This is a genomic window from Streptomyces afghaniensis (assembly GCF_044327915.1).
In the GTDB taxonomy this organism is placed as follows: Bacteria; Actinomycetota; Actinomycetes; order Streptomycetales; family Streptomycetaceae; genus Streptomyces; species Streptomyces afghaniensis.
The window spans coordinates 76,233-94,885 of sequence record NZ_JBIRGJ010000009.1; the positions used below are offsets into that span (position 1 = coordinate 76,233).

Annotated in this window: 17 protein-coding genes; 7 read left to right on the plus strand and 10 right to left on the minus strand. The window is 72.5% G+C overall.

The genetic code is table 11. The features are described 5' to 3' along the window. Positions 1-117 precede the first annotated feature (117 nt). Entirely contained in the window at positions 118-1,323 is a 1,206-nt protein-coding gene (locus ACH4G3_RS32330; RefSeq protein WP_397627840.1) for a S8 family peptidase, read from the minus strand. A 336-nt stretch (positions 1,324-1,659) separates the two neighbouring features. On the opposite strand from ACH4G3_RS32330, the gene ACH4G3_RS32335 reads away from it, so the two are divergent. Then, entirely contained in the window at positions 1,660-2,466 is an 807-nt protein-coding gene (locus ACH4G3_RS32335) for an SGNH/GDSL hydrolase family protein (protein ID WP_397627841.1), read from the plus strand. Positions 2,467-2,470: 4 nt separating this feature from the next. Here the strand turns inward: ACH4G3_RS32335 and ACH4G3_RS32340 are convergent, their stop codons facing one another. The 4 genes from ACH4G3_RS32340 to ACH4G3_RS32355 all read right to left on the minus strand — a co-directional run bounded on the left by ACH4G3_RS32340 (position 2,471) and on the right by ACH4G3_RS32355 (position 9,169). After that, entirely contained in the window at positions 2,471-4,117 is a 1,647-nt protein-coding gene (locus ACH4G3_RS32340) for a serine/threonine-protein kinase (protein WP_397627842.1), read from the minus strand. Between the two features lie 79 nt (positions 4,118-4,196). Next, positions 4,197-5,798 carry a HoxN/HupN/NixA family nickel/cobalt transporter gene (locus tag ACH4G3_RS32345; RefSeq protein WP_397627843.1) on the minus strand — a complete coding sequence of 534 codons (1,602 nt, stop codon included), beginning with the start codon at positions 5,796-5,798 and terminating at the stop codon, positions 4,197-4,199. Continuing rightward, entirely contained in the window at positions 5,795-7,510 is a 1,716-nt protein-coding gene (locus ACH4G3_RS32350) for a tetratricopeptide repeat protein (RefSeq protein WP_397627844.1), read from the minus strand. Before ACH4G3_RS32350 ends, ACH4G3_RS32345 begins: the two co-directional genes overlap by 4 nt. Before the next feature lie 108 nt (positions 7,511-7,618). Next, positions 7,619-9,169 carry a DUF4331 domain-containing protein gene (locus ACH4G3_RS32355; RefSeq protein ID WP_397627845.1) on the minus strand — a complete coding sequence of 517 codons (1,551 nt, stop codon included), beginning with the start codon at positions 9,167-9,169 and terminating at the stop codon, positions 7,619-7,621. Between the two features lie 227 nt (positions 9,170-9,396). Between ACH4G3_RS32355 and ACH4G3_RS32360 the strand changes: the two genes are divergently transcribed. The 3 genes from ACH4G3_RS32360 (at position 9,397) to ACH4G3_RS32370 (ending at position 11,141) form a co-directional block, all read left to right on the plus strand. After that, on the plus strand, positions 9,397-9,939 hold the full coding sequence (locus tag ACH4G3_RS32360; RefSeq protein WP_010046179.1) for a sigma-70 family RNA polymerase sigma factor: 543 nt from the start codon (positions 9,397-9,399) through the stop codon (positions 9,937-9,939). After that, positions 9,936-10,748, plus strand: coding sequence for an anti-sigma factor (locus tag ACH4G3_RS32365; RefSeq protein WP_397627846.1), 813 nt, complete (start codon positions 9,936-9,938; stop codon positions 10,746-10,748). Before ACH4G3_RS32360 ends, ACH4G3_RS32365 begins: the two co-directional genes overlap by 4 nt. A 126-nt stretch (positions 10,749-10,874) precedes the next feature. Continuing rightward, positions 10,875-11,141 (plus strand): hypothetical protein, encoded by a 267-nt coding sequence (locus ACH4G3_RS32370; protein WP_037671693.1) that lies wholly within the window; start codon positions 10,875-10,877, stop codon positions 11,139-11,141. A 182-nt stretch (positions 11,142-11,323) separates the two neighbouring features. Here ACH4G3_RS32370 and ACH4G3_RS32375 read toward each other — a convergent pair whose 3' ends face one another. Continuing rightward, positions 11,324-12,106, minus strand: coding sequence for an ABC transporter permease (locus ACH4G3_RS32375; protein WP_397627847.1), 783 nt, complete (start codon positions 12,104-12,106; stop codon positions 11,324-11,326). Then, on the minus strand, positions 12,103-13,065 hold the full coding sequence (locus ACH4G3_RS32380) for an ATP-binding cassette domain-containing protein (protein WP_397627848.1): 963 nt from the start codon (positions 13,063-13,065) through the stop codon (positions 12,103-12,105). Before ACH4G3_RS32380 ends, ACH4G3_RS32375 begins: the two co-directional genes overlap by 4 nt. 63 nt (positions 13,066-13,128) lie before the next feature. Here ACH4G3_RS32380 and ACH4G3_RS32385 point away from each other — a divergent pair, with 63 nt between their 5' ends. Next, on the plus strand, positions 13,129-13,845 hold the full coding sequence (locus tag ACH4G3_RS32385) for a TetR/AcrR family transcriptional regulator (RefSeq protein ID WP_397627849.1): 717 nt from the start codon (positions 13,129-13,131) through the stop codon (positions 13,843-13,845). On the opposite strand, the gene ACH4G3_RS32390 is transcribed toward ACH4G3_RS32385, so the two are convergent. Genes ACH4G3_RS32390 through hmgA form a run of 3 tightly spaced genes read right to left on the minus strand, consistent with a single transcriptional unit; the run spans position 13,842 to position 17,169 of the window. Beyond that, a complete protein-coding gene (locus tag ACH4G3_RS32390) occupies positions 13,842-15,014 on the minus strand; it encodes a type ISP restriction/modification enzyme (RefSeq protein ID WP_397627850.1) in 1,173 nt (390 codons plus the stop codon). The two genes, ACH4G3_RS32385 and ACH4G3_RS32390, sit on opposite strands and share 4 nt — an antisense overlap. Before the next feature lie 26 nt (positions 15,015-15,040). Next, positions 15,041-15,790, minus strand: a complete 750-nt coding sequence (locus tag ACH4G3_RS32395) for a GntR family transcriptional regulator (protein WP_397627851.1) — start codon at positions 15,788-15,790, stop codon at positions 15,041-15,043. A 26-nt stretch (positions 15,791-15,816) separates the two neighbouring features. Beyond that, positions 15,817-17,169, minus strand: coding sequence for a homogentisate 1,2-dioxygenase (gene hmgA / locus ACH4G3_RS32400; protein ID WP_397627852.1), 1,353 nt, complete (start codon positions 17,167-17,169; stop codon positions 15,817-15,819). 181 nt (positions 17,170-17,350) lie between these two features. Between hmgA and ACH4G3_RS32405 the strand changes: the two genes are divergently transcribed. Beyond that, the gene (locus ACH4G3_RS32405; RefSeq protein WP_397627853.1) at positions 17,351-18,001 is read left to right on the plus strand and encodes a hypothetical protein; all 651 of its coding nucleotides are present in this window, start codon (positions 17,351-17,353) and stop codon (positions 17,999-18,001) included. After that, positions 17,998-18,615: a TetR/AcrR family transcriptional regulator gene (locus tag ACH4G3_RS32410; protein WP_397627854.1), complete on the plus strand. Its 618-nt coding sequence runs from the start codon at positions 17,998-18,000 to the stop codon at positions 18,613-18,615. The genes ACH4G3_RS32405 and ACH4G3_RS32410 overlap by 4 nt, the downstream gene beginning before the upstream one ends. Positions 18,616-18,653: the final 38 nt, after the last annotated feature.

Consider the following 18,653-nt stretch of genomic DNA (forward strand, 5'->3'; position numbering starts at 1 on the left):
TACGGGATGCGTTTTACGGGGCGCAAGTTGAAAGGTTCCGGTGGCGGAAACAACCGTTCCCCTCAGGCTCGACCCGCCTGAGGGGAACGGTTGTTCAGGTGCCGGCGTCCGGGCCGGTTACGGCACGAGCTTCAGCAGCCGGTTCGGCGAGCCCGAACCCGCGCTGGTCACCTTGCCGGTGGTGGCGCCGCCGACCAGGGCCGAGGCGACCTGGGCCGGGGTGGAGGAGGTGTGGCCCGCCAGGTAGACCGCCGCCGCGCCCGCGACGTGCGGGGTCGCCATCGAGGTGCCGGAGATGGTGTTGGTCGCGGTGTCGCTGGTGTGCCAGCCGGCCGTGATGGAGGAGCCGGGCGCGAAGATGTCCAGGACCGAGCCGTAGTTCGAGTAGCTCGCCTTGGCGTCGGTGCTGGTGGTGGCGCCGACCGTGATCGCCTCGGCGACGCGGGCCGGGGAGGACGAGGAGGCGGTGGTGCTGCTGTTGCCCGCGGCGACGGCGTACGTGACGCCGCTGGCTATGGAGTTGCGGACCGCCGTGTCCAGCGCGGCGGAGGCACCGCCGCCGAGCGACATGTTGGCCACCGAGGGGCCGGAGTGGTTCTGCGTCACCCAGTCGATGCCCGCGATCACGCCCGCGGTGGTGCCGGAGCCGCTGTTGTTCAGCACCCGCACACCCACGATCTTCGCCTTCTTGGCCACGCCGTAGGTCGAGCCCGCGATCGTGGTGGCCACGTGGGTGCCGTGGCCGTTGCCGTCGGAGGCGTTGTTGTCGCCGTCGACGGCGTCGTACCCGTGTGCGGCGCGGCCGCTGATCTGCTGGTGGGTGATGCGCACACCGGTGTCGATCACATAGACCGTCACGCCGCTGCCCGCGCTGTCCGGGTAGGTGTAGGTGCCGGAGAGCGGGAGCGAGGTCTGGTCGATGCGGTCCAGACCCCAGGGGGCGTTGCTCTGGGTGGCGGCGAGCCCGACGCGCTGGTTCTGCTCGACCGAGGCCACCGCCGGGTCGGCGGCGAGGCGCCTGGCCTCGGTGGCGGACAGGGTGGCGGAGTAGCCGTTCAGCGCCTTGCCGAACGTCTTGCGCACGGACCCGCCGTACTCCTCGACGAGGTCCTTGCCCGCGGCCGAGGACGCCTTCACGCCCGCGCTCTTCTTGAGCGTGACGATGTAGCTGTCCTTGATCGCGGCCGGGGAGTCCGCGGCGAGCACCCGGCCCTCGGCGGGAGCGGCCTGGGCGGGGAGGGCGGTGAGCCCGCCCACGAGGGCGGCGGTCGCCGACAGGGTGATCGCTGCGAACCCGAGTCTCTTGCTACGCAGTTGTGCCATTACGAGGGATTCCTCCTCTAGGCGGCGCGCGCCTGGGTGTGGCGCGCGTCATGTGGGGGATGTGCGCGTGCTTGCGCACACGGCCGGGAGCGTCGCGTTCCGCTCTCGGCCGGAGTAAAGCGTCGACCAACTACCGGCGTAGAACAAGAGAGTTGAGCACTAGTCAACAAATCTGTCATGAGCACGTAACAAGAAGCACCCGGCGCGTAACAAGACGTGAGGTGAACGCGCCGTGCGCGTCCGGGAAAGGGCCGAAAAGGGTTGGCATGAACACTTCCTGTCAACACGCGTAGCTGCTACGACGGTTGTGGCAGAGATCCTGCTAAGGGAGGTTCCATGAGACGTTCCCGACTTGTCGTCTTCGTGAGCTCGCTCCTCCTCGCCGTCGGCACCGCCCTCACCGGGGCCGCCACGGCGCAGGCGTCCTCACTCGCCGCAACTGGCGGCTATGCAGCGCTCGGTGACTCCTACTCCTCCGGAGTGGGCGCCGGCAGCTACATCAGCTCCAGCGGCGAATGCAAGCGCAGCACGAAGGCCTACCCCTACCTCTGGGCCGCCGCCCATTCACCCTCGACGTTCGACTTCACGGCCTGCTCCGGCGCCCGAACGGGTGATGTTCTGTCCGGACAGCTCGGCCCGCTGAACAGCGCCACCGCCCTCGTCTCCCTCAGCGTCGGCGGCAACGACGCCGGATTCGCCGACGTCATGACGACGTGTGTGACCCAGTCCGACAGCGCCTGCGTCTCCCGCATCAACACCGCACGCGCGTACGTCGACTCCACGCTGCCCGGCAAGCTCGACAGCGTGTACTCGGCGATCCGCTCCAAGGCCCCCAACGCCCACGTCGCCGTCCTCGGCTACCCCCGCTTCTACAAGCTCGGCACCACCTGCCTCGGCCTCTCCGAGACCAAGCGCAAGGCCATCAACGACGCCTCCGACCACCTCAACACCGCCATCGCCAAACGCGCCGCGAACCACGGCTTCACCTTCGGCGACGTACGCGCCGCCTTCACCGGTCACGAGATCTGCTCCGGCGACTCCTGGCTGCACAGCGTCAACTGGCTCAACATCGGCGAGTCGTACCACCCGAAGGCGCCCGGCCAGTCGGGCGGCTATCTGCCGGTGCTCAACGCCAACGACTGACCGCTCAGCCGGAGTCCGTGTCCGACTCCGTGCCCGATCCCGTGTCGGAACCCGTGTCCGAGTCCGTGTCCGAAGGAGAAGGGGAGGCCCCGCCCGTCGGGGTCTCCGTCTCGCAGGTGATGGAGAACGGCACCGACTCGGACGTCGTGCGCACCGGCTCCCGCACCTCGACACCGATCTCGTTCTCGAACGTCCCGCTCTCCGCCTCGGTCGTCACCGTCACCGCGTCCTGCCGCGTACGGCCGCCGCTCTCCGGGAACGACAGCGTCTTCCAGCCACCGTCGAGCACCGACCCGTCCCGCGTCACCCAGCGGTAGCTCACCTCGGCCGGCAGCCGCCCCACCGTGAACGTCGCCGTGAATCTCGGCGCCCGGTCGCCCGGCGGCGGGCACGGGCCCGTGTAGTCCGTGCGCGTGCCGTCCAGACCGACCCGCACCGACTGCGGCGGCGGACTGCTCTCCTCGCTCTCGCTCTCGCTCGGCGTCGGGGAAGGACTCGACTTCCCGCTCCCGGTGTTCTGCGGCGGGCCCTTGGTCTCGGCGGGCGTACTCGCCCCGGCACCCCGGCCGCCGTTCCCGTCACCGTCCCCGCGGTTCAGCAGCGCGTACGTCAGCCCGCCCACCGCGAGCGCCAGCGCGACCACGCCCGCGACCAGCACCCGGCCGGCCCGGCGGTCGCGGTCCTGCCGGGTGGCCGTCGTCGTCCCCGAGCCGGACGGCACCGGCTGCCCCGGGAAGGGCATCGGGGGCGTGGGCGAGGGCTCGGGACGGCCCGCGAGCGTCGGCGGGAACGGGACGGCCCGTACGGTGTCGGAGCGCGGCGAGCCGCCCGCGCCGATGACCCTCAGGTCCTGCTCGGCCTGCTCGGCCGGCAGCCGCTGCGCGGGATCCTTGCGCAGCAGCCCCTCGATGACCGGGGCGAGCGGACCGGCCCGGTACGGCGGTGGCAGCTCCTCGTCGACGATCGCGCGCAGCGTGCTCAGCGGGGTGTCGTGACGGAACGGCGAGTGTCCCTCGACCGCCGCGTACAGCAGCACGCCGAGCGACCACAGGTCGGACTCCGGGCCCGGGGTGCGGCCGAGCGCCCGCTCCGGGGCGAGGAACTCCGGCGAGCCGATGACCTCGCCGGTCATGGTCAGCGCTGAGCTGCCCTCGACCATGGCGATACCGAAGTCGGTGAGCACGATCCGGCCGTCGTTCGCGATCAGCACATTGGCCGGTTTCACATCCCGGTGCAGCACCCCGGCCTCGTGCGCGGCCCGCAGCGCGGCGAGCACCTCGGCGCCGATGTGCGCGGCACGCTGCGGCTGCATCGGGCCCTCGGCGTCCAGGACCTCCGCCAGGGAGAGCCCGCGGACCAGCTCCATGACGATCCACGGCCGGCCCTCGTCCGTCGCCACGTCGTACACCGTGACCACGTTCCGGTTGGAGACCCGGGCCGCCGCCCACGCCTCCCGCTCCAGCCGGGCGTACATCCGCTGCACGTCGTCGCCCGCGAGCCCCGCCGGGGCGCGCACCTCCTTGACGGCGATCTCACGGTGCAGCACCTCGTCGCGGGCGCGCCACACCGTCCCCATACCGCCCTCGCCGAGCGGTGCCAGGAGCCGGTAGCGGCCCGCGATCACACGCTCATGGCCCGGTTCTTCGGACACGGCGCCCCCATTCGCAGCCGGGCGAAATCTCCATGAGGTCTGTTTTCCCCATGACGTCGGATTTCCTCACGAACGTAACTCAGCCCAGTGCGGATGCCGCCCCCTTGAACACCAGTCCGGCCCCGAGGACGACGACGGCGAAGGCCGAGCCGAGCGGCGCGGTGCGGCGCACCAGGGCCGCCATGGGGCCCGCCGTCCAGCGGGGGCGCCGGTCCAGGAGCCGGGTCATCCCGCTGCCCGCCTTGACGACGGCGTACCCGGCGGCCGTCAGGGTGAGAGCGAGCCCGACGCCGTAGGCGACGACCAGCAGCAGGCCGAACCAGGCCTGCCCGAGGGCCGCGGCACCGACGAGCACCACCACGGCGGACGGGCTGGGTACGAGCCCGCCCGCGAAGCCCATGAGGATCGTGCCGCGGAGGGTGGGGGCGACGGGGTGGGAGTGGGTGAACCCGCCGTGGGTGTGCTCGACCGTGTGGGGGTGGGAGTGAGGGCGGTGGTGGTCGTGCGGGTGGTCGTGATCGTGATCGTGGTGATCGTGGTCGTGGTCGTGGTCGTGACGATGGTGATCGTGCGCGTGGCTGTGGCTGTGGCTCTCGTCGTCGTGTGTGTGGGTGTGGCCGCCAGGGCCGTGGTGGTGGGTGTGCGCGCGGTTGCGCAGGGCGCGGCGGAGCAGGCTCGCGCCCGCCAGGGTCACCAGGAGGCCGCTGGCGACGCCGAGCCAGGCGATCACCGAGGGGGCCGCCGCCGAACCGGCCGTGACCAGGAGGCCCAGGGCGACCACGCCCAGCGTGTGGGTGACCGTCACCGAGGCGGCCATCGGCAGGACGTCCTTCATCCGGGCCTGGCCGCCCCTGGCCGCCGCTGTCGCGGCCATGATGGTCTTGCCGTGGCCCGGGGCGAGCGCGTGCATCGCGCCCAGGACGACGGCGATGAGCAGGGCCAGCGCGGCGAAGGCCGGGGTGAGGTCGTGCCGGGCGACCAGGTCGTCCAGGGCCCGCGTCCAGCGGTCGGCGCCGCGCGGCAGCACGGAGGCGGCGGGGGCGTCCGACTCCTCCTCGGCCAGGGCCGCACCGCCGGGGCGCACGCGCAGGGCGGCGGCCGCGGTGTCGGCCGGGGAGGAGAGCAACTCCTCGGGATAGCGGGTCAGTTCGGCCGATATCGACTTCTCCGGCACGTCCGACTCGGTCAGCGTCATACGGTCGCCGCGCGCCGTGATCTCCCGCCAGCCCGGGCCGGAGGAGGCGCCCGCGCCACGGAAGCCCAGCGACACGGTCCCCTTGTCCGACGGCAGGGGAGCGGTCAGCTCGCATTCCACGCGGAGGGTTTCGAGCCCCGCCTGCCCGGGCCGCACGCGCGCGTGGCTGCGCTCGGCGGTGAGCGGGGTGCCGCGGCCCTCGACGGTGACCCTGCTGTCCGCGGCGGCCGTGGCGCACCGCTCGCGGGCCCACATGGTGATGCCCAGCCGTTCGATGTCCGGTTTCGCCTGGGTCGCCGGGATCTCGGCGAGGTCCTCGACGTGGTGGACGCGGAGTTCCCCGGGGGCGGCGACCAGACCGTCGTAGCGGTTGACGGTGAAGTTGCCCAGCGGGTGGGCGCTCGCCGCGCCGGCGGGCAGCAGGGTGAGCGCGCAGGCGGCCGTGAGGACGGCGGCGCCGGACGCGAACAGGCGGCGCAGGGTCACCGGGCCCCCTCCAGGTCCTTGAGCGCGGTACGGGCCTCACGGGCGCCGAGCGGCGAGAAGCCGGGGTTCAGGTCGAGTGCGGCCTTCAGGTGGTCGCGGGCCTCGCGGTCGTTCCCGGTGGCGCGCTCGATGACGCCCCGGTGGTAGAGGAAGCCGGCGTTGCGGTAGCCGGTGGCGGTGGCGCGGCGGGCGTACGGCAGGGCTTCCTCGTCGCGGCCGTTGACGTGCAGGGCCCAGGCGAGGGCGTCGGCGGTGTGGACGCTGTGCCGGCGGTTCCACTCGGCGCGGGCGGCGCGCAGGGCCTCCTTCTTGTCGCCGTGGTCGGCGGCGGCCATGGCCGAGTCGAGGTCGGCGTTGACACCGCCCGCGCGGGCGAGGGACGTCCAGGCGTCGACGAGGGCGTACTGGTCGCCGGCCTTCGCCCGGTCGCCGTCGGCGCCGCGGTCCTCGTACAGCTCGCCCAGGGCGACGAGCGGGCCGGGCAGCGGGAAGCGGGCGACGACCTGCTCCAGTCCCTCGACGGCGGCGGCCCGGTCGCCGTTCGCGGCCTGGGCGCGGGCGCGGCCCTCCAGGGCGGGGAGGTAGTCCTCGTCCGCGGCGAGGGCGCGGGCGTAGTGGCCGAGGGCCGTCCGGTACTCGCCCTGGTTCCAGGCGAGCTGCCCGAGGGCGGTGGCGACGTACGCGATGTCGCCGGGCGCGTCGGCGGCCTCCAGGGCGCGCTCCAGGACGTCACGCGCCGTACGGACGTCGCCGCGCAGCTCCATCACGTACGCGTACCGCGTGAAGACGGGCACGCCGGGCCGCCTGTCGTCGGCGGTGCGGGCGGCCTCGGCGGCGTCCTCGTACCGGCCGAGCTCGACGAGGGCGTCGATACGCGTGCACAGGGCGCGTTCGTTGTAGGGGTTCGGCTTCAGGGCCCGGTCGGCGTCTTTCAGCGCGCCGGTGAAGTCGTGCCGGGCGGCGGCGAGGGCGGCACGGCCGGCGAGAGCCTGGTCGTTGCCGGGGTCCAGCTCCAGGGACCGCTTCAGCGCGCGCTCGGCCTGCGGGTAGCGCGAGGGGTCGCCGTTCGTCCGGGCCTGTTCGACGTAGGCGGTCCCGAGGGTGGCCCAGCTGCCGAAGTCCCTGGGCTGGGCGCGCAGATGCTTCTGCAGGGACCCGATCCCCGAGTCGAGATCGCCCCGGGCCAGCACACCGGCCGGCGGCGCCCCGGCCGCGGACACGGCCTCGGCACCGGCCCCCGCACGGCCGCCCCCCGCACCCCCGAAGGCGATGGCCCCACCCGTCAGCGCGACGGCCAACAGCGCGGCACATCCCGCCAGGTGAACGGCCCGCCAACGCCGCCCCCCGTCAGCGGCCCGCCGCATCGCGGCCACGCGCGGCTCGACGCCGGTGTCGCCCCCGTTCCCGGAGGGAGTGGGAGGGCTGCTGTGTCCGTCACGCTCGCCTTCGGCGCCGGTTTCGCTCTCGGCGCGGAGACGGTCATGGGTGCCGTGCCCGCGTCCTGTCCCGCCGGCCGGGGCCGGGCGAGAGCCGTCGCCCGCCTCGGCAGCCGCGTCCCCGCCCGGCCCCGCTTCCGCCCCGGGACCGTCGGAGTCCAGGCCGGCTCGCTCCGGACCCCGCCCCGCCGAGCTCTGTTTGTCGGTCTCCTGGTCCGGGCGCGGGTGGTCGTCGTCGCGCTTCTCCGGTGCGCTGTCCGTCGTACGCGGAGGCATGGCCTCTCCTCGGTCGGCTGTGCGGGTGCGGTGGGGGTGGGACAGAGGCGCGGCCCGTGCCGTGGGGGACGGGAAACGGGCCGCGCCGGTCGGTGGGAGCGGAGCGGGTCAGTACGCCCGGTTCCGCATGCGGCGCCACCACATGAGGGCCGCGCCGATCAGGACGATGCCGCCCGCGCCGGCCCCGGCGGACGCGGCGATCAGGCGCATGTCGTCCGAGCTCTGCGCCTCGGCCGGCTGGAGCGCGTCGCCGAGCTGGCTGCGGACGTCGTTGCCGCCGTCCACGCCCTTGGCGAGCGGCCCGCGCGAGCCCTCCGTCGGCAGGGCGACGTACGGGAAGGCCTTCTCGAAGTCCTTGTCGTTCTTGTCGACCGCGTCACCCAGGTCGTTCTTCGCGCCCAGCAGCTCACCCTCGACGACCTGGAGCGAGGCGTCGATCACGTCGTCGGTGAGGCGACGGCCGTTCGGGAAGCCCGCGTTGTCGCCGTCCAGGACACCGAGCCGCTTGGGCTTGGCGGCCGGCTTGATGGACGTGTTCAGGCGCAGCTGCTCCGACGGCGTCACGTGCGGCGGCTGATTGAGGTCCTTGACGCCCTTGAGGAACACGTCGACCAGGTCGTTGCGCGGCTCGTCCGGCGCCGGGATCTTGTAGATCGCCTCGATGAGCTTGGGCAGCTCCGGGTTGGTGACGTTCTTCAGGAACTGGGCGTCGTCCCGGGGCGCGGACGCGTTGAACGTGTCCTTGTCCTTCAGCGGGTTGACGACCTCGTTCACCAGCGGGTTGCCGAGGCGCGAGACCTGCGCGAAGTACCCCTGGGCGTTCTTGCGCTGCGTCGTCGACCAGATGCCGACGACCGGCTGCTCGTGCGACTCGGCTATGAAGCTGTTGGGGACCTGGAGGGCGATCGTGTTGACGTTGTAGCCCTTGAGCGTGTCGTTGCCGACCTCGGAGAGGTTCCCGCCGTACAGCAGGTCGAAGACCCGGAGGTCCAGGAAGAACGGGTCGTCGGCCTGCCCGGCGAAGGTCTGGGCGCCCCCGGCGAGCTTGTGGATCGCCTGCTTGCGCAGGGTGTTGTAGTCCGGCATCGACGCCTTGCCGACGTTCGACGGAGCCACCGGCACGTCGTCGGCGACCTTGGTCTTCGACACCGCCTTGAGGTTCTTCAGCTTGATCAGTTCGAGGTCGTACGTCTGCGTGATGTTGAGGTCGGGGTCGTCGAGGCTCTCGACCGGGCCCGTGTTGTACAGGAACGTCTTGTCGTTCTTCGTGTGCGTCTTGAACGTGTACCGGAACAGCAGGTCTTCCTGCGCGTCACCGTTGCTGTCGATGCGCAGGTCGTACTGGGCGTCCTCGGCGAACGTGAAGAAGTTGGGCCCGCCGGCGGGTTCCTCGAACGGGATCCAGTTCGCGACGATGGTCGTCGTGTCCGGCTTGTCCGGGCTGACGAACGCGTACACGTCGGTGTTGTCGTACTGCGGGGTCCCCGAGATCAGCGGGGCCTCGCGGTGACTGGAGGCGGAGGCCGCCTCGGGTTCCAGCGCGGTCACACCGGCGGCTGCGAGCCCACCGGCGGCCAGCGCACCACAGATCGCGGTCGCGATGCTCCTGCGTCCCGCACCGGTCGCACCGGTCACGCCGGTCCTGGAGAAAGGTGTCATGCCGTCCGTCCTCAGTGCCAACTTGCCTGACACACGCCATTCGGAGCGGTCGGCGAAGCGGATTGGTCGAATCTCAAACGTTCTTACGGCGCGTCGGGAAAGTTGTTTCATCGCCGGGCGACCCGCGTTTTCGGCGCGCTGATCCGTAACCCCATCCGGAGGTGTGTGCGTTGCGAATGCCTCGTATGAGGGGACAGGCTCCATGTGGCCTGGGAGAGGGGGACCGAGTGGAGGCGGACGAGCTGCTGCTGCTCGTGGCGGGCGGTGACCAGAAGGCCTTCGAGGACCTGTACGGGCTGGTGTCCGGCCCGGTGTTCGGGCTCGTACGGCGTGTGGTGCGCGACCCCGCCCAGTCGGAGGAGGTGGCTCAGGAGGTGCTGCTCGAACTGTGGCGCTCGGCGGCGAAGTTCGACCCGGGGCGGGGCAGCGCGATGTCGTGGATCCTCACCCTCGCCCATCGCCGTGCCGTCGACCGGGTGCGCAGCGCCCGCGCGGCCGGCGAGCGCGAGCAACGGGAGGCCTGGCGCGCCCACCACCCGGCCTTCGACCAGGTCACCGAGGAGGTCGAGGCGGGACTCGAACGCGAGTGGGTACGCGTCTGCCTGGACCGCCTCACCGAACTCCAGCGCCAGTCCGTCACCCTCGCCTACTACGAGGGCTACACCTACCGTGAGGTGGCCGAGCGGCTCTCCCTGCCGCTGGGCACCGTCAAGACGCGGATGCGCGACGGGCTGACCCGGATGCGCGAGTGCCTGGGAGGCGTGGCATGAGTCTCTTCCGCCGCGAGGACCCGCACTCGCTCGCCGCGCCCTACGCGCTCGACGCCTTGGAACCCCCGGAGCGGGTCCGCTTCGAGAGGCATCTGAGGGACTGCGGCCGCTGCGCCGCCGAGGTGCGCGCCCTGTCCGAGGACGCCGTCCGGCTCGCCTGGTCCGCGGCCGCACCGGCCCCGGCCGCCCTGCGCGACCGGGTCATGGCCGCCGTACGGACGACTCCGCAGGACCCGGCGCCGCAGAGCGCGGCACGCGAGCCGGCACGGGCGCGGGCGCCGCAGCTGCCGCCGCACGTGTGGGGTACCCAGCCGCCGCCGCGGCAGCGTCGCCGGATGCCGCTGTTCGTGCCCTTCGCCACGGCCACCGCCGCCGCGGCCCTCGTCGTCGCCTCGCTGTTCGCGGTACAGGCGAACCGGACCCAGGATCAGCTGACCGCCGAGCGGGACCGGTCACGTGAGATCGCCCACGTTCTGGCGGCTCCGGACGCGCGTGCGAGCAGCGGCCGGGACGGGCGGGGCCGAACCATCGGAGTGATCGCTTCCGCCTCGGAGGGGAGCGCGGTGGTCACCCTCGGCGGATACGGTGCACCGCCGGGCGGCCGAGTACACCAGTTGTGGCTCATGCGCCCGGGCGCGCAACCACGCTCCCTGGGCCTCTTCGAGGGCGACACGCCCCTGGTCGCGACCGATCTGGGCACCTCCGCGACGTCACTGGCCGTAACCGTCGAGCCGTCCGGGGGATCGCCGCAGCCCACCACCCAGCCCATCGTCCAACTCGCCCTGAAATCTGTTGGATTCGGAGAGTAATCGGGGATACATCGTCAACCCCCTTATGGGGAAGGTGAATCCTGTGACCGCGATACACGAGTGCCCGGCCGGGGCGATAGGGTTAACCTGCCCGGGCCGGGTGGACTCGTACGGGTGGGGAGTGACATGGAACAGATAACAGTGCGCAGCAGGGCCAGGGTCCCTGCGATCACCTGCGGGAGCAGCGCGACCAGTTCGCGCCTCGACCGCCACCTCTCGGTGCTGGGTGGCCCTGCCGTCCCGCAGCGGGAGACGGTCGAGGCGACCTCTCTGATGCGTGAACTGACCGCGCGTCAGCCTCACGACCGCAGTGGCAGGGGAGCGCGCGTGCGCCGCGTCTCGCTCTTCGCACCGCTGCGCCGGCTGCGCCGCTCGCTGTTCGGCGGCAAGTAGGGGCCCGCGCTCGGGCGGTCACACCGCCCCTGGTGCAACGCTGCGCACTCGTCGTCCGTCATCCCCACGGCACGCAGCAGCGCCAGGTGTGTACCCGAGCGCGGCCCGCCCCCCGTCGGTGCCGCATCCCCGCCCGGCAGTGACCGGGGGCGTCGCCCGGCTCCGGTGTTCCGGCCGCCCCTTCACCGCTCCCCGTGCGCGTACTGACGCACGGCCAGCGGCACGAACACCCCGAGCAGCACGGCGCACCACAGCAGCGACCCCGCGACGGGGTGGGCCACCGGCCAGGCCGCTCCGTCGGGCACCGGCGCGTTGCCGAAAAGGTCCCGCAACGCCGTCGCCACCGCGCTGATCGGATTCCACTCGGCGACCGTCCGCAGCCAGCCCGGCAGCCCACTCGTCGGGATGTACGCGCTGGACAGCAGCGGCAGCAGGAACGTCGCCCCGCCCAGCTGGCCGGCCGCCTCCTCGTTCCGGGTGAGCAGGCCGAGGAAGATCCCGGCCCAGACGCAGGCGAAGCGGAACAGCATCAACAGCCCGACGGCCCCCACCGCTTCGAGCAGGCCGCCCTCGACCCGCCAGCCCACCGCGAGCCCCACCAGCAGGAACGGCACCGTCCCCGCGGCCGTGACCACCACGTCCGCGGCGGCCTGCCCCAGCGGTACGGCCGCCCGGCTCATCGGCAGCGTACGGAAGCGGTCCGTCACGCCCCGGTGCGTGTCCTGGGCCGCCTGGAACATGCCGGTCATGATCCCGCCCGCGGCGGTCGCCACCAGCAGGCCCGGCACCAGGAACGACCGGTACGCCTCGCCCGGCATCGCCAGCGCGCTGCCGAAGACGTAGCCGAAGAACAGCAGCATGCTGACCGGCATCGTCTGGGTGAGGATCAGCAGTCCCGGGTTGTTCCGCATCCGCAGCAGCTGGCGGCCCAGCATCGCGGTTCCGTCGTACGCCAGCATGCTCATGCGGCACGCTCCCTGTCGTCGGTCGTGGTCGTGGTGTCGGTCAGGCGCAGGAAGACGTCGTCGAGGGTCGGGGGCCGCAGGCTCACGTCGAGCAGCGGCACGCCCGCCGAGTCCAGCGTGCGCACGAGCAGCGGGAGGGTGAGCGTCGGGTCCTTGCTGACCGCGCCGACGGTGTTCCGCTCAGGGTCGAGCGACGGCTGGGCGCCGGTGAGCCGGTCGAGGACGGCCGCCGCCTTCGTGAGCGCGTCCGGGTCCGTCACGACGACCTCGGCGTGCGCCCCGACGAGCGCCTTGAGCTGCGCCGGCGACCCGGTGTGCGCGACCCGGCCGCGGTCCACCAGGGCGATGTCGTCGGCGAGCTGGTCCGCCTCCTCCAGGTACTGGGTGGTGAGGAGCACGGTCGTGCCCTCGGCGGTCAGGTCGCGCACCGCGTCCCGGATGAGGTTGCGGCTGGCCGGGTCGAGGCCGGTCGTCGGCTCGTCCAGGAACAGCACCTCCGGGCGGCGGATCAGGCTCGCCGCCAGGTCCAGCCGGCGCCGCATGCCGCCGGAGTAGGTGGCGGCGGGCCGGTCGGCGGCCTCGGCCAGCCCGAAGCGGCCGAGGAGTTCCGCGGCCCGGCCGGCGGGGCCGCGCACCCGGTGCAGCCGGCCGAACAGCAGCAGGTTCTGCCGCCCGGTGAGATCCCCGTCGATCGACGTGTCCTGCCCGGTGACGCTGATCCGGCTCCGGACGGCGGCGGCCTCCCGGACGAGGTCGTGCCCGGCGACCCGGGCGGAGCCCGCATCCGGCCGCAGCAGCGTGGCCAGCAGCCGTACGGCCGTCGTCTTGCCCGCCCCGTTCGGCCCGAGGACCCCGCAGACCGTCCCCTCGGCCACCGCCAGATCCAGTCCGCGCAGGGCACGGACCGCCCCGAACCGCTTCTCCAGACCCTCACTAAGTACAGCGTACGTAGAAGTCATGGCGTGACCATAGCGCACTACGTACGCTGTACGTAACTAGGATGGTGGCCGAGGTGATGATCGATGGCGGGCCGAGCTGCCGTACCCGAAGTGATCTGGGCGCGCCCCGAGCGCACCGGACGTGGGCCGAAACCGGCGTTCACCCGCGCCGACATCGCGGCGGCGGCGGTGCGGATCGCCGACGCGGAGGGCCTGGACGCGGTGTCCATGCGGCACGTCGCGGCGGAACTGGGCTGCGGCACGATGTCGCTGTACAACTACGTCCCCCGCAAGGAGGACCTGTACGAGCTGATGATCGACGCCATCGGTGCCGAGCACGAGATGTTCGAGCCCACGGGCGACTGGCGCGCCGACATGCTCCGCAACGCCGAGGAGACCCGCGCCATCATGCGCCGTCACACCTGGGTGCCGCGCCTGATGCCAGGGGTCTTCGCCTTCGGCCCCAACTCCCTGCGCTACCTGGAGCACTGCCTGGGCTGCCTCGAACCGCTCGACGTCCCGGCCGGCACGAAGACGGAGCTGATCGCGCTGCTCAACGGCGTCGTGACCACGTACACCGCGAACGACATCGCGACCGTCGAGCGCACGCGGTCGATGCCGTGGTCCGTGGAGGAGGAGAACGCGGTGCGGATGGCCTATCTGGGCAGCCAGGTGGCCACCGGCGCGTATCCGCGACTGGCCGCGGCCTTCATGGAGCAGAGCGGGCCGGTCGATCTGGAGTCGGTGTTCAGACGGGCCCTCGAACGCGTGCTGGACGCCTACGACCCCGATCTGCGCTAGAGCAGGGCGAGCTGGCCTTCCGGGCCCTCCTCGGGGCCGTCCAGCACCGAGGCCGGGCGGCGGGCCGGCGCCGGCACCGGGAGGACGCCGGCCTCGCGCAGCTCGGCCGCCGTGACCGGGTCGGGGACCGCCGGCTCCTGAAGGGGGCGCAGTTCGGCCAGCAGGGCCAGGACCGTGATCAGTTCCAGCAGCTCCGATGTCCAGGTCTGGGGCCAGGTCGCGGGGCGGATCGCGGCGAGCGTGCCCGGCTCTGCCTCGGCGACGCGCGCCGTGAACCACTGCTCCAGGACGCGCACCCCGCCCACCTCGAAGTCCCAGGCCTCCGGCGGCACCGGGGAGATACGGCCCTCGCCCAGCAGCAGGGCCTCCTCGTCCCGGTCGTAGCGCACGGTCAGGGGGCGGGAGGGCAGCGGGGCGCGGACGTAGGGGCGGCGGCCGCCGGGGAGCTTGGGACGTTCGCCGTCGCGGCGCATGAGCCACAGCAGCCGGTGGCCCAGCTCCAGGCCCTGCGCCCAGGCGTCGGCGTCCCCGGTGAGCGGGACGGAGAGGTCGGGGCGTGCCGTCGCCGTGATCCAGGCCAGCACGTCCAGCGGGGTGGGGACGCTGCCCAGACGGGTGCCCAGGTGCTCCAGCAGGCCGGGCGTCAGGTTCGGCTCCTGCCCGTCCGGGCGCCGGAACAGCGGGCGGATCCGGCCGGGGCGCAGCAGCGGGAGCAGTGAGGTGACGAGCAGGCGCGGGACTGTGCGGTCGGCCCCCAGGGGCTCGGGCGTCTCCAGCACGAAGACCTGCCGTTCGTCGGCCACCCGCCACAGCTCCGGGCGGGCCGCGTCGATCAGCCGCTGGTCGGGGATCAGCCACTGCTCGTCGAAGGGGGCGTACAGCACGCGCACCGGCTCCGGGCACGGCCCCGAGGCGCGCGCCAGCTTCTGCGTGCCGCTGCCGGCCTGGCCGGGCAACTGGCCGACCGCCGTGTGCGGCGTGCGCGAGCGGGTCGGCTCGAACAGGGTCTCGCGGTCGGGTCCCTCGGCCTTCATCAGGGCGTCCCAGCGGGCCTTCAGGGACGCCGCGTCGGGTCCCGCCGGCCACCCCCGGCCGAGCCGCGGCGGTGCGACGGACCACGGCATGAGGTCCGCCAGCAGCGGAGCGTCGTCGTGCGTCACGCAGGGCATCGTACGGTGTGGCTCCGACACCCGGGTCAGGTCGCCTCCAGGGTCACCGTGAAGGAGAAGCGGTCCCCCCGGTACTGGATGACGGCCACGTCCAGAGGCCGTCCGCCGGCGTCGTACGTGACGCCCGTGTAGTGCAGGATCGGGCTGAGCAGCGGGACTTGGAGCAGTTTCGCGGTCTCCGGGTCGGCCAGCCGGGCCTCCACCGTGTCCGTGATGCGGCTGATGTCCGCCCCGACGACGTCCCGCAGCACCTTGGTCATGGGCCACCGGACCAGGTCGTCCAGGTCGATGCGCGCGGCCAGTTCGGGGCGCACGTAGTTGCGGGCGTGGTTGGTCGGTTCGCCGGTCTTCTCGTCGCTGCGCAGCCGGTGGTACGTCGCCACCTCGGGCACGTCCGGGAAGAACTCGGCGAGTTCGGCCGGCACCGGGGCCGTGCCGTGGTCCAGCAGCTCGGTCGTCATGCCGGACTGCTGGGCCACGATCGCGTCCACCGAGCCGAGCAGCCGGACCGGGGAACCCCGGCGGGCGTGCGGCTCGATGAAGGTGCCGCGCCGGCGGTGGCGCGTGATGAGCCCCTCGTCCTCCAGTTCCTTCAGCGCCTGCCGCATGGTCAGCACGCTCACGCCGTAGTGCCCGGCCAGCTGCTCCTCGGTGGGCAGGCGCAGCGGGTCCTGGGGTGAGCGGCCGAGGATCGAGGCGCGCAGCGACTGCGACACCTGGTACCAGAGCGGCAGCTTGCGGTTCAGGACGATCGAGTCCGGAGCGAAGGAGGTCACGGGCCATCCGTACCGGTCGGGGATGTTCAGTGCAAGGGACGGAAGTGCCGTTCCAGGCCCTGCCAGACGTCGTCGTAGCGCTGCTGGAGGTGTTCGGCGCGGGCCGCCTGCGGGGTGAGGGCGATCGGCCAGCGCGTCTCGAACATGAACGCCAGACCGTCGTCGATCTTCTGAGGCCTCAGCTCGGCGGCGCTCGCCCGGTCGAAGGTCTCCCGGTCCGGGCCGTGCGCCGACATCATGTTGTGCAGCGAGCCGCCGCCCGGCACGAAGCCTTCCGCTTTCGCGTCGTACGCGCCCTCGATCAGGCCCATGTACTCGGTCATCACGTTCCGGTGGAAGTACGGCGGCCGGAACGTGTCCTCGCCCACCAGCCAGCGCGGGGCGAACACCACGAAGTCGGCCCCGGCCAGCCCCGGGGTGTCCGACGGAGACGTCAGCACCGTGAAGATCGACGGGTCCGGGTGGTCGTACGTGATGGTGCCGAGCACATTGAAACGGCGCAGGTCGTAGACGTACGGCACATGGTTGCCGTGCCAGGCGACGACGTCGAGCGGGGAATGGTCGTAGGTGGCCGTCCAGAGGTTGCCGCAGAACTTGTTCACCACCTCCACCGGGCCCTCGACGTCCTCGTACGCGGCGACCGGGGCGTGGAAGTCCCGGGGGTTGGCGAGGCCGTTCGCGCCGATCGGTCCCAGGTCCGGGAGGCGGAAGGGCGCGCCGTAGTTCTCGCACACATAGCCGCGGGCGGACTCGTCGAGCAGCTCCGCACGGAAGCGGACACCACGCGGAATCAGCGCCACATGTCCCGGCTCCACATGGAGCAGACCGAATTCCGTGCGCAGCAGCAGCCCGCCGCGCTCCGGGACGATCAGCAGCTCGCCGTCGGCGTCGCTGAACACCCGGTCCATCGAGGCGTTGGCGGTGTAGAGGTGGACGGCGATGCCGGTGCGCTGGGTGGCGTCGCCGTTGCCGCCCAGGGTCCACAGGCCGGCCAGGAAGTCGGTTTCCGGCGCCGGGTCGGGGAGCGGGTTCCAGCGCAGGCGGTTGGGGTCGGGCACGGTCTGGGTGAAGGGGGCGGTGCGGATCGAGCCGTTGTGCGTGCGGGTGAACGCCGGGTGCGCGGCCGACGGGCGGATCCTGTACAGCCACGAGCGGCGGTTGTGGGCCCGGGGCTCGGTGAAGGCCGTACCGCTCAGCTGCTCCGCGTACAGCCCGAGCGGGGCCCGCTGGGGGGAGTTGCGGCCCTCCGGCAGTGCGCCGGGGACGGCCTCGGAGCTGTGCTCGTTGCCGAAGCCGGAGAGGTAGGTCAGCCCTTCGGCGGTCTTCCGCGCTCCCGCACGCTCGAACGTGCTCGCGCGGGTGGTACCCCCATCGCCCATGATCGCTGCTCCCTTGCGGTCCGATTCCTGTGTCCCACCCGATTCCTATGTGACACCGTAGGATTGCGATTTCCCCGGCGCAAGGGGGACGCGCTGCCTGCCGGACCTCCTCTCGGGGGATGAGGGGAACCCGACTCCAGGACGATCCGCCGGCCCGGACGCCTGTTCTAGGCTCCCCGGCATGTCGTGGACATGGAGATCTCGTGCCGTGCTCGCGGTCTGTGTCCTGCTGCTGACCGGATCCGCGGGCTGCGGCTCCGGTGATGCGCGGGAGAGCGGGGCGTCGCCCTCACCGGTGGGCCGTCTCCTGGGGGACCGGGATCAGGAGGGGCGTCCCTACCGGGAGGTGGCGCGGCAGGGTGCCCCCGACGTCGGCATCGAGGTGCAGCCCGGCCCGGCCGGCGGCTGGGACGTACGTCTGACCGTGCGGAACTTCCGCTTCTCGCCCGCCGGTACGGCGGCCCGGGCGGTGGCCGGGCGAGGTCTCGCGCGGCTCTACGTGGACGGCCGCCTCGTCGCCCGGCTCCGGGTGCCCGAGTACCGTCTCGCCGACCACCTCGTGCCGCGCGGCACACACCAGGTCACGGCCCGCCTCCACGCCGACGACGGCACGGTGTGGGCGGTGGACGGCACCCCCGTGCAGAGCACGGCCGACATCACCGCGTCGGAGCCCGGACCCGGCTCGACGCCGGGAGCGGACGCCCGGCGGACGGAGCGGACGCACGCGACGGACGACCGGTCCCGGATCAGGGGGCGAGGTTCCCGGATCGGGGGGCGAGATTCCCGGATCGAGGGGCGAGGTTCACCGGACCGCGCCGGAAAGGCATCATGAAGCCCGTGCCCCACGCGACATCGCTCCGTCGTGCGCCCGTGCAGCGGCGCAGTGCCGAACGCCTGGCCAGGATCCTCGACGCCTGCGCCGACCTCCTCGACGAGGTCGGCTACGACGACCTGAGCACCCGTGCCGTCGCCCAGCGGGCCGCGGTCCCCATCGGCTCGGTCTACCGCTTCTTCGGCAACAAGCGCCAGATGGTCGACGCGCTGGCCCAGCGCAACCTGGAGCGCTACTCGGAACAGGTCACCCAGCGCCTGCGGCAGGCGGGCGACGGGGGCTGGCGCGAGGCCATGGACGCCGTGCTCGACGAGTACCTGGAGATGAAGCGCACCGCGCCCGGCTTCTCCCTCGTCGACTTCGGCAACCAGATCCCGGTCGGCGCCCGGCAGGCGGAACCCAACCACCGCGTCGCCGACCGCCTCACCGAGCTCCTCTCCGGCTATCTCGACCGCGAGCCCGACGAGGAGCTGCGCCGGGTCTTCCTCATCGCCGTCGAGACCGCCGACACCCTCGTGCACCTGGCGTTCCGGGTCGCGCCCGAGGGGGACCAGAAGATCATCGAGGAGATGCGGGAGATGCTGCGGGCCTACCTGGCCCGAGTGCTCGACTGAGCTCGTCCCGGCCAGGGCCTCCCCTCCGTGCATACCGG

Bases quoted from the DNA above. Each gene is read 5' to 3' on its own strand.
- ACH4G3_RS32330 (WP_397627840.1), bottom strand. From the start codon at position 1,323: ATGGCACAACTGCGTAGCAAGAGACTCGGGTTCGCAGCGATCACCCTG.
- ACH4G3_RS32335 (WP_397627841.1), top strand. From the start codon at position 1,660: ATGAGACGTTCCCGACTTGTCGTCTTCGTGAGCTCGCTCCTCCTCGCC.
- ACH4G3_RS32350 (WP_397627844.1), bottom strand. From the start codon at position 7,510: ATGCCTCCGCGTACGACGGACAGCGCACCGGAGAAGCGCGACGACGAC.
- ACH4G3_RS32355 (WP_397627845.1), bottom strand. From the start codon at position 9,169: ATGACACCTTTCTCCAGGACCGGCGTGACCGGTGCGACCGGTGCGGGA.
- ACH4G3_RS32365 (WP_397627846.1), top strand. From the start codon at position 9,936: ATGAGTCTCTTCCGCCGCGAGGACCCGCACTCGCTCGCCGCGCCCTAC.
- ACH4G3_RS32370 (WP_037671693.1), top strand. From the start codon at position 10,875: ATGGAACAGATAACAGTGCGCAGCAGGGCCAGGGTCCCTGCGATCACC.
- ACH4G3_RS32375 (WP_397627847.1), bottom strand. From the start codon at position 12,106: ATGAGCATGCTGGCGTACGACGGAACCGCGATGCTGGGCCGCCAGCTG.
- ACH4G3_RS32380 (WP_397627848.1), bottom strand. From the start codon at position 13,065: ATGACTTCTACGTACGCTGTACTTAGTGAGGGTCTGGAGAAGCGGTTC.
- ACH4G3_RS32385 (WP_397627849.1), top strand. From the start codon at position 13,129: ATGGCGGGCCGAGCTGCCGTACCCGAAGTGATCTGGGCGCGCCCCGAG.
- ACH4G3_RS32390 (WP_397627850.1), bottom strand. From the start codon at position 15,014: ATGCCCTGCGTGACGCACGACGACGCTCCGCTGCTGGCGGACCTCATG.
- hmgA (WP_397627852.1), bottom strand. From the start codon at position 17,169: ATGGGCGATGGGGGTACCACCCGCGCGAGCACGTTCGAGCGTGCGGGA.
- ACH4G3_RS32405 (WP_397627853.1), top strand. From the start codon at position 17,351: ATGTCGTGGACATGGAGATCTCGTGCCGTGCTCGCGGTCTGTGTCCTG.
- ACH4G3_RS32410 (WP_397627854.1), top strand. From the start codon at position 17,998: ATGAAGCCCGTGCCCCACGCGACATCGCTCCGTCGTGCGCCCGTGCAG.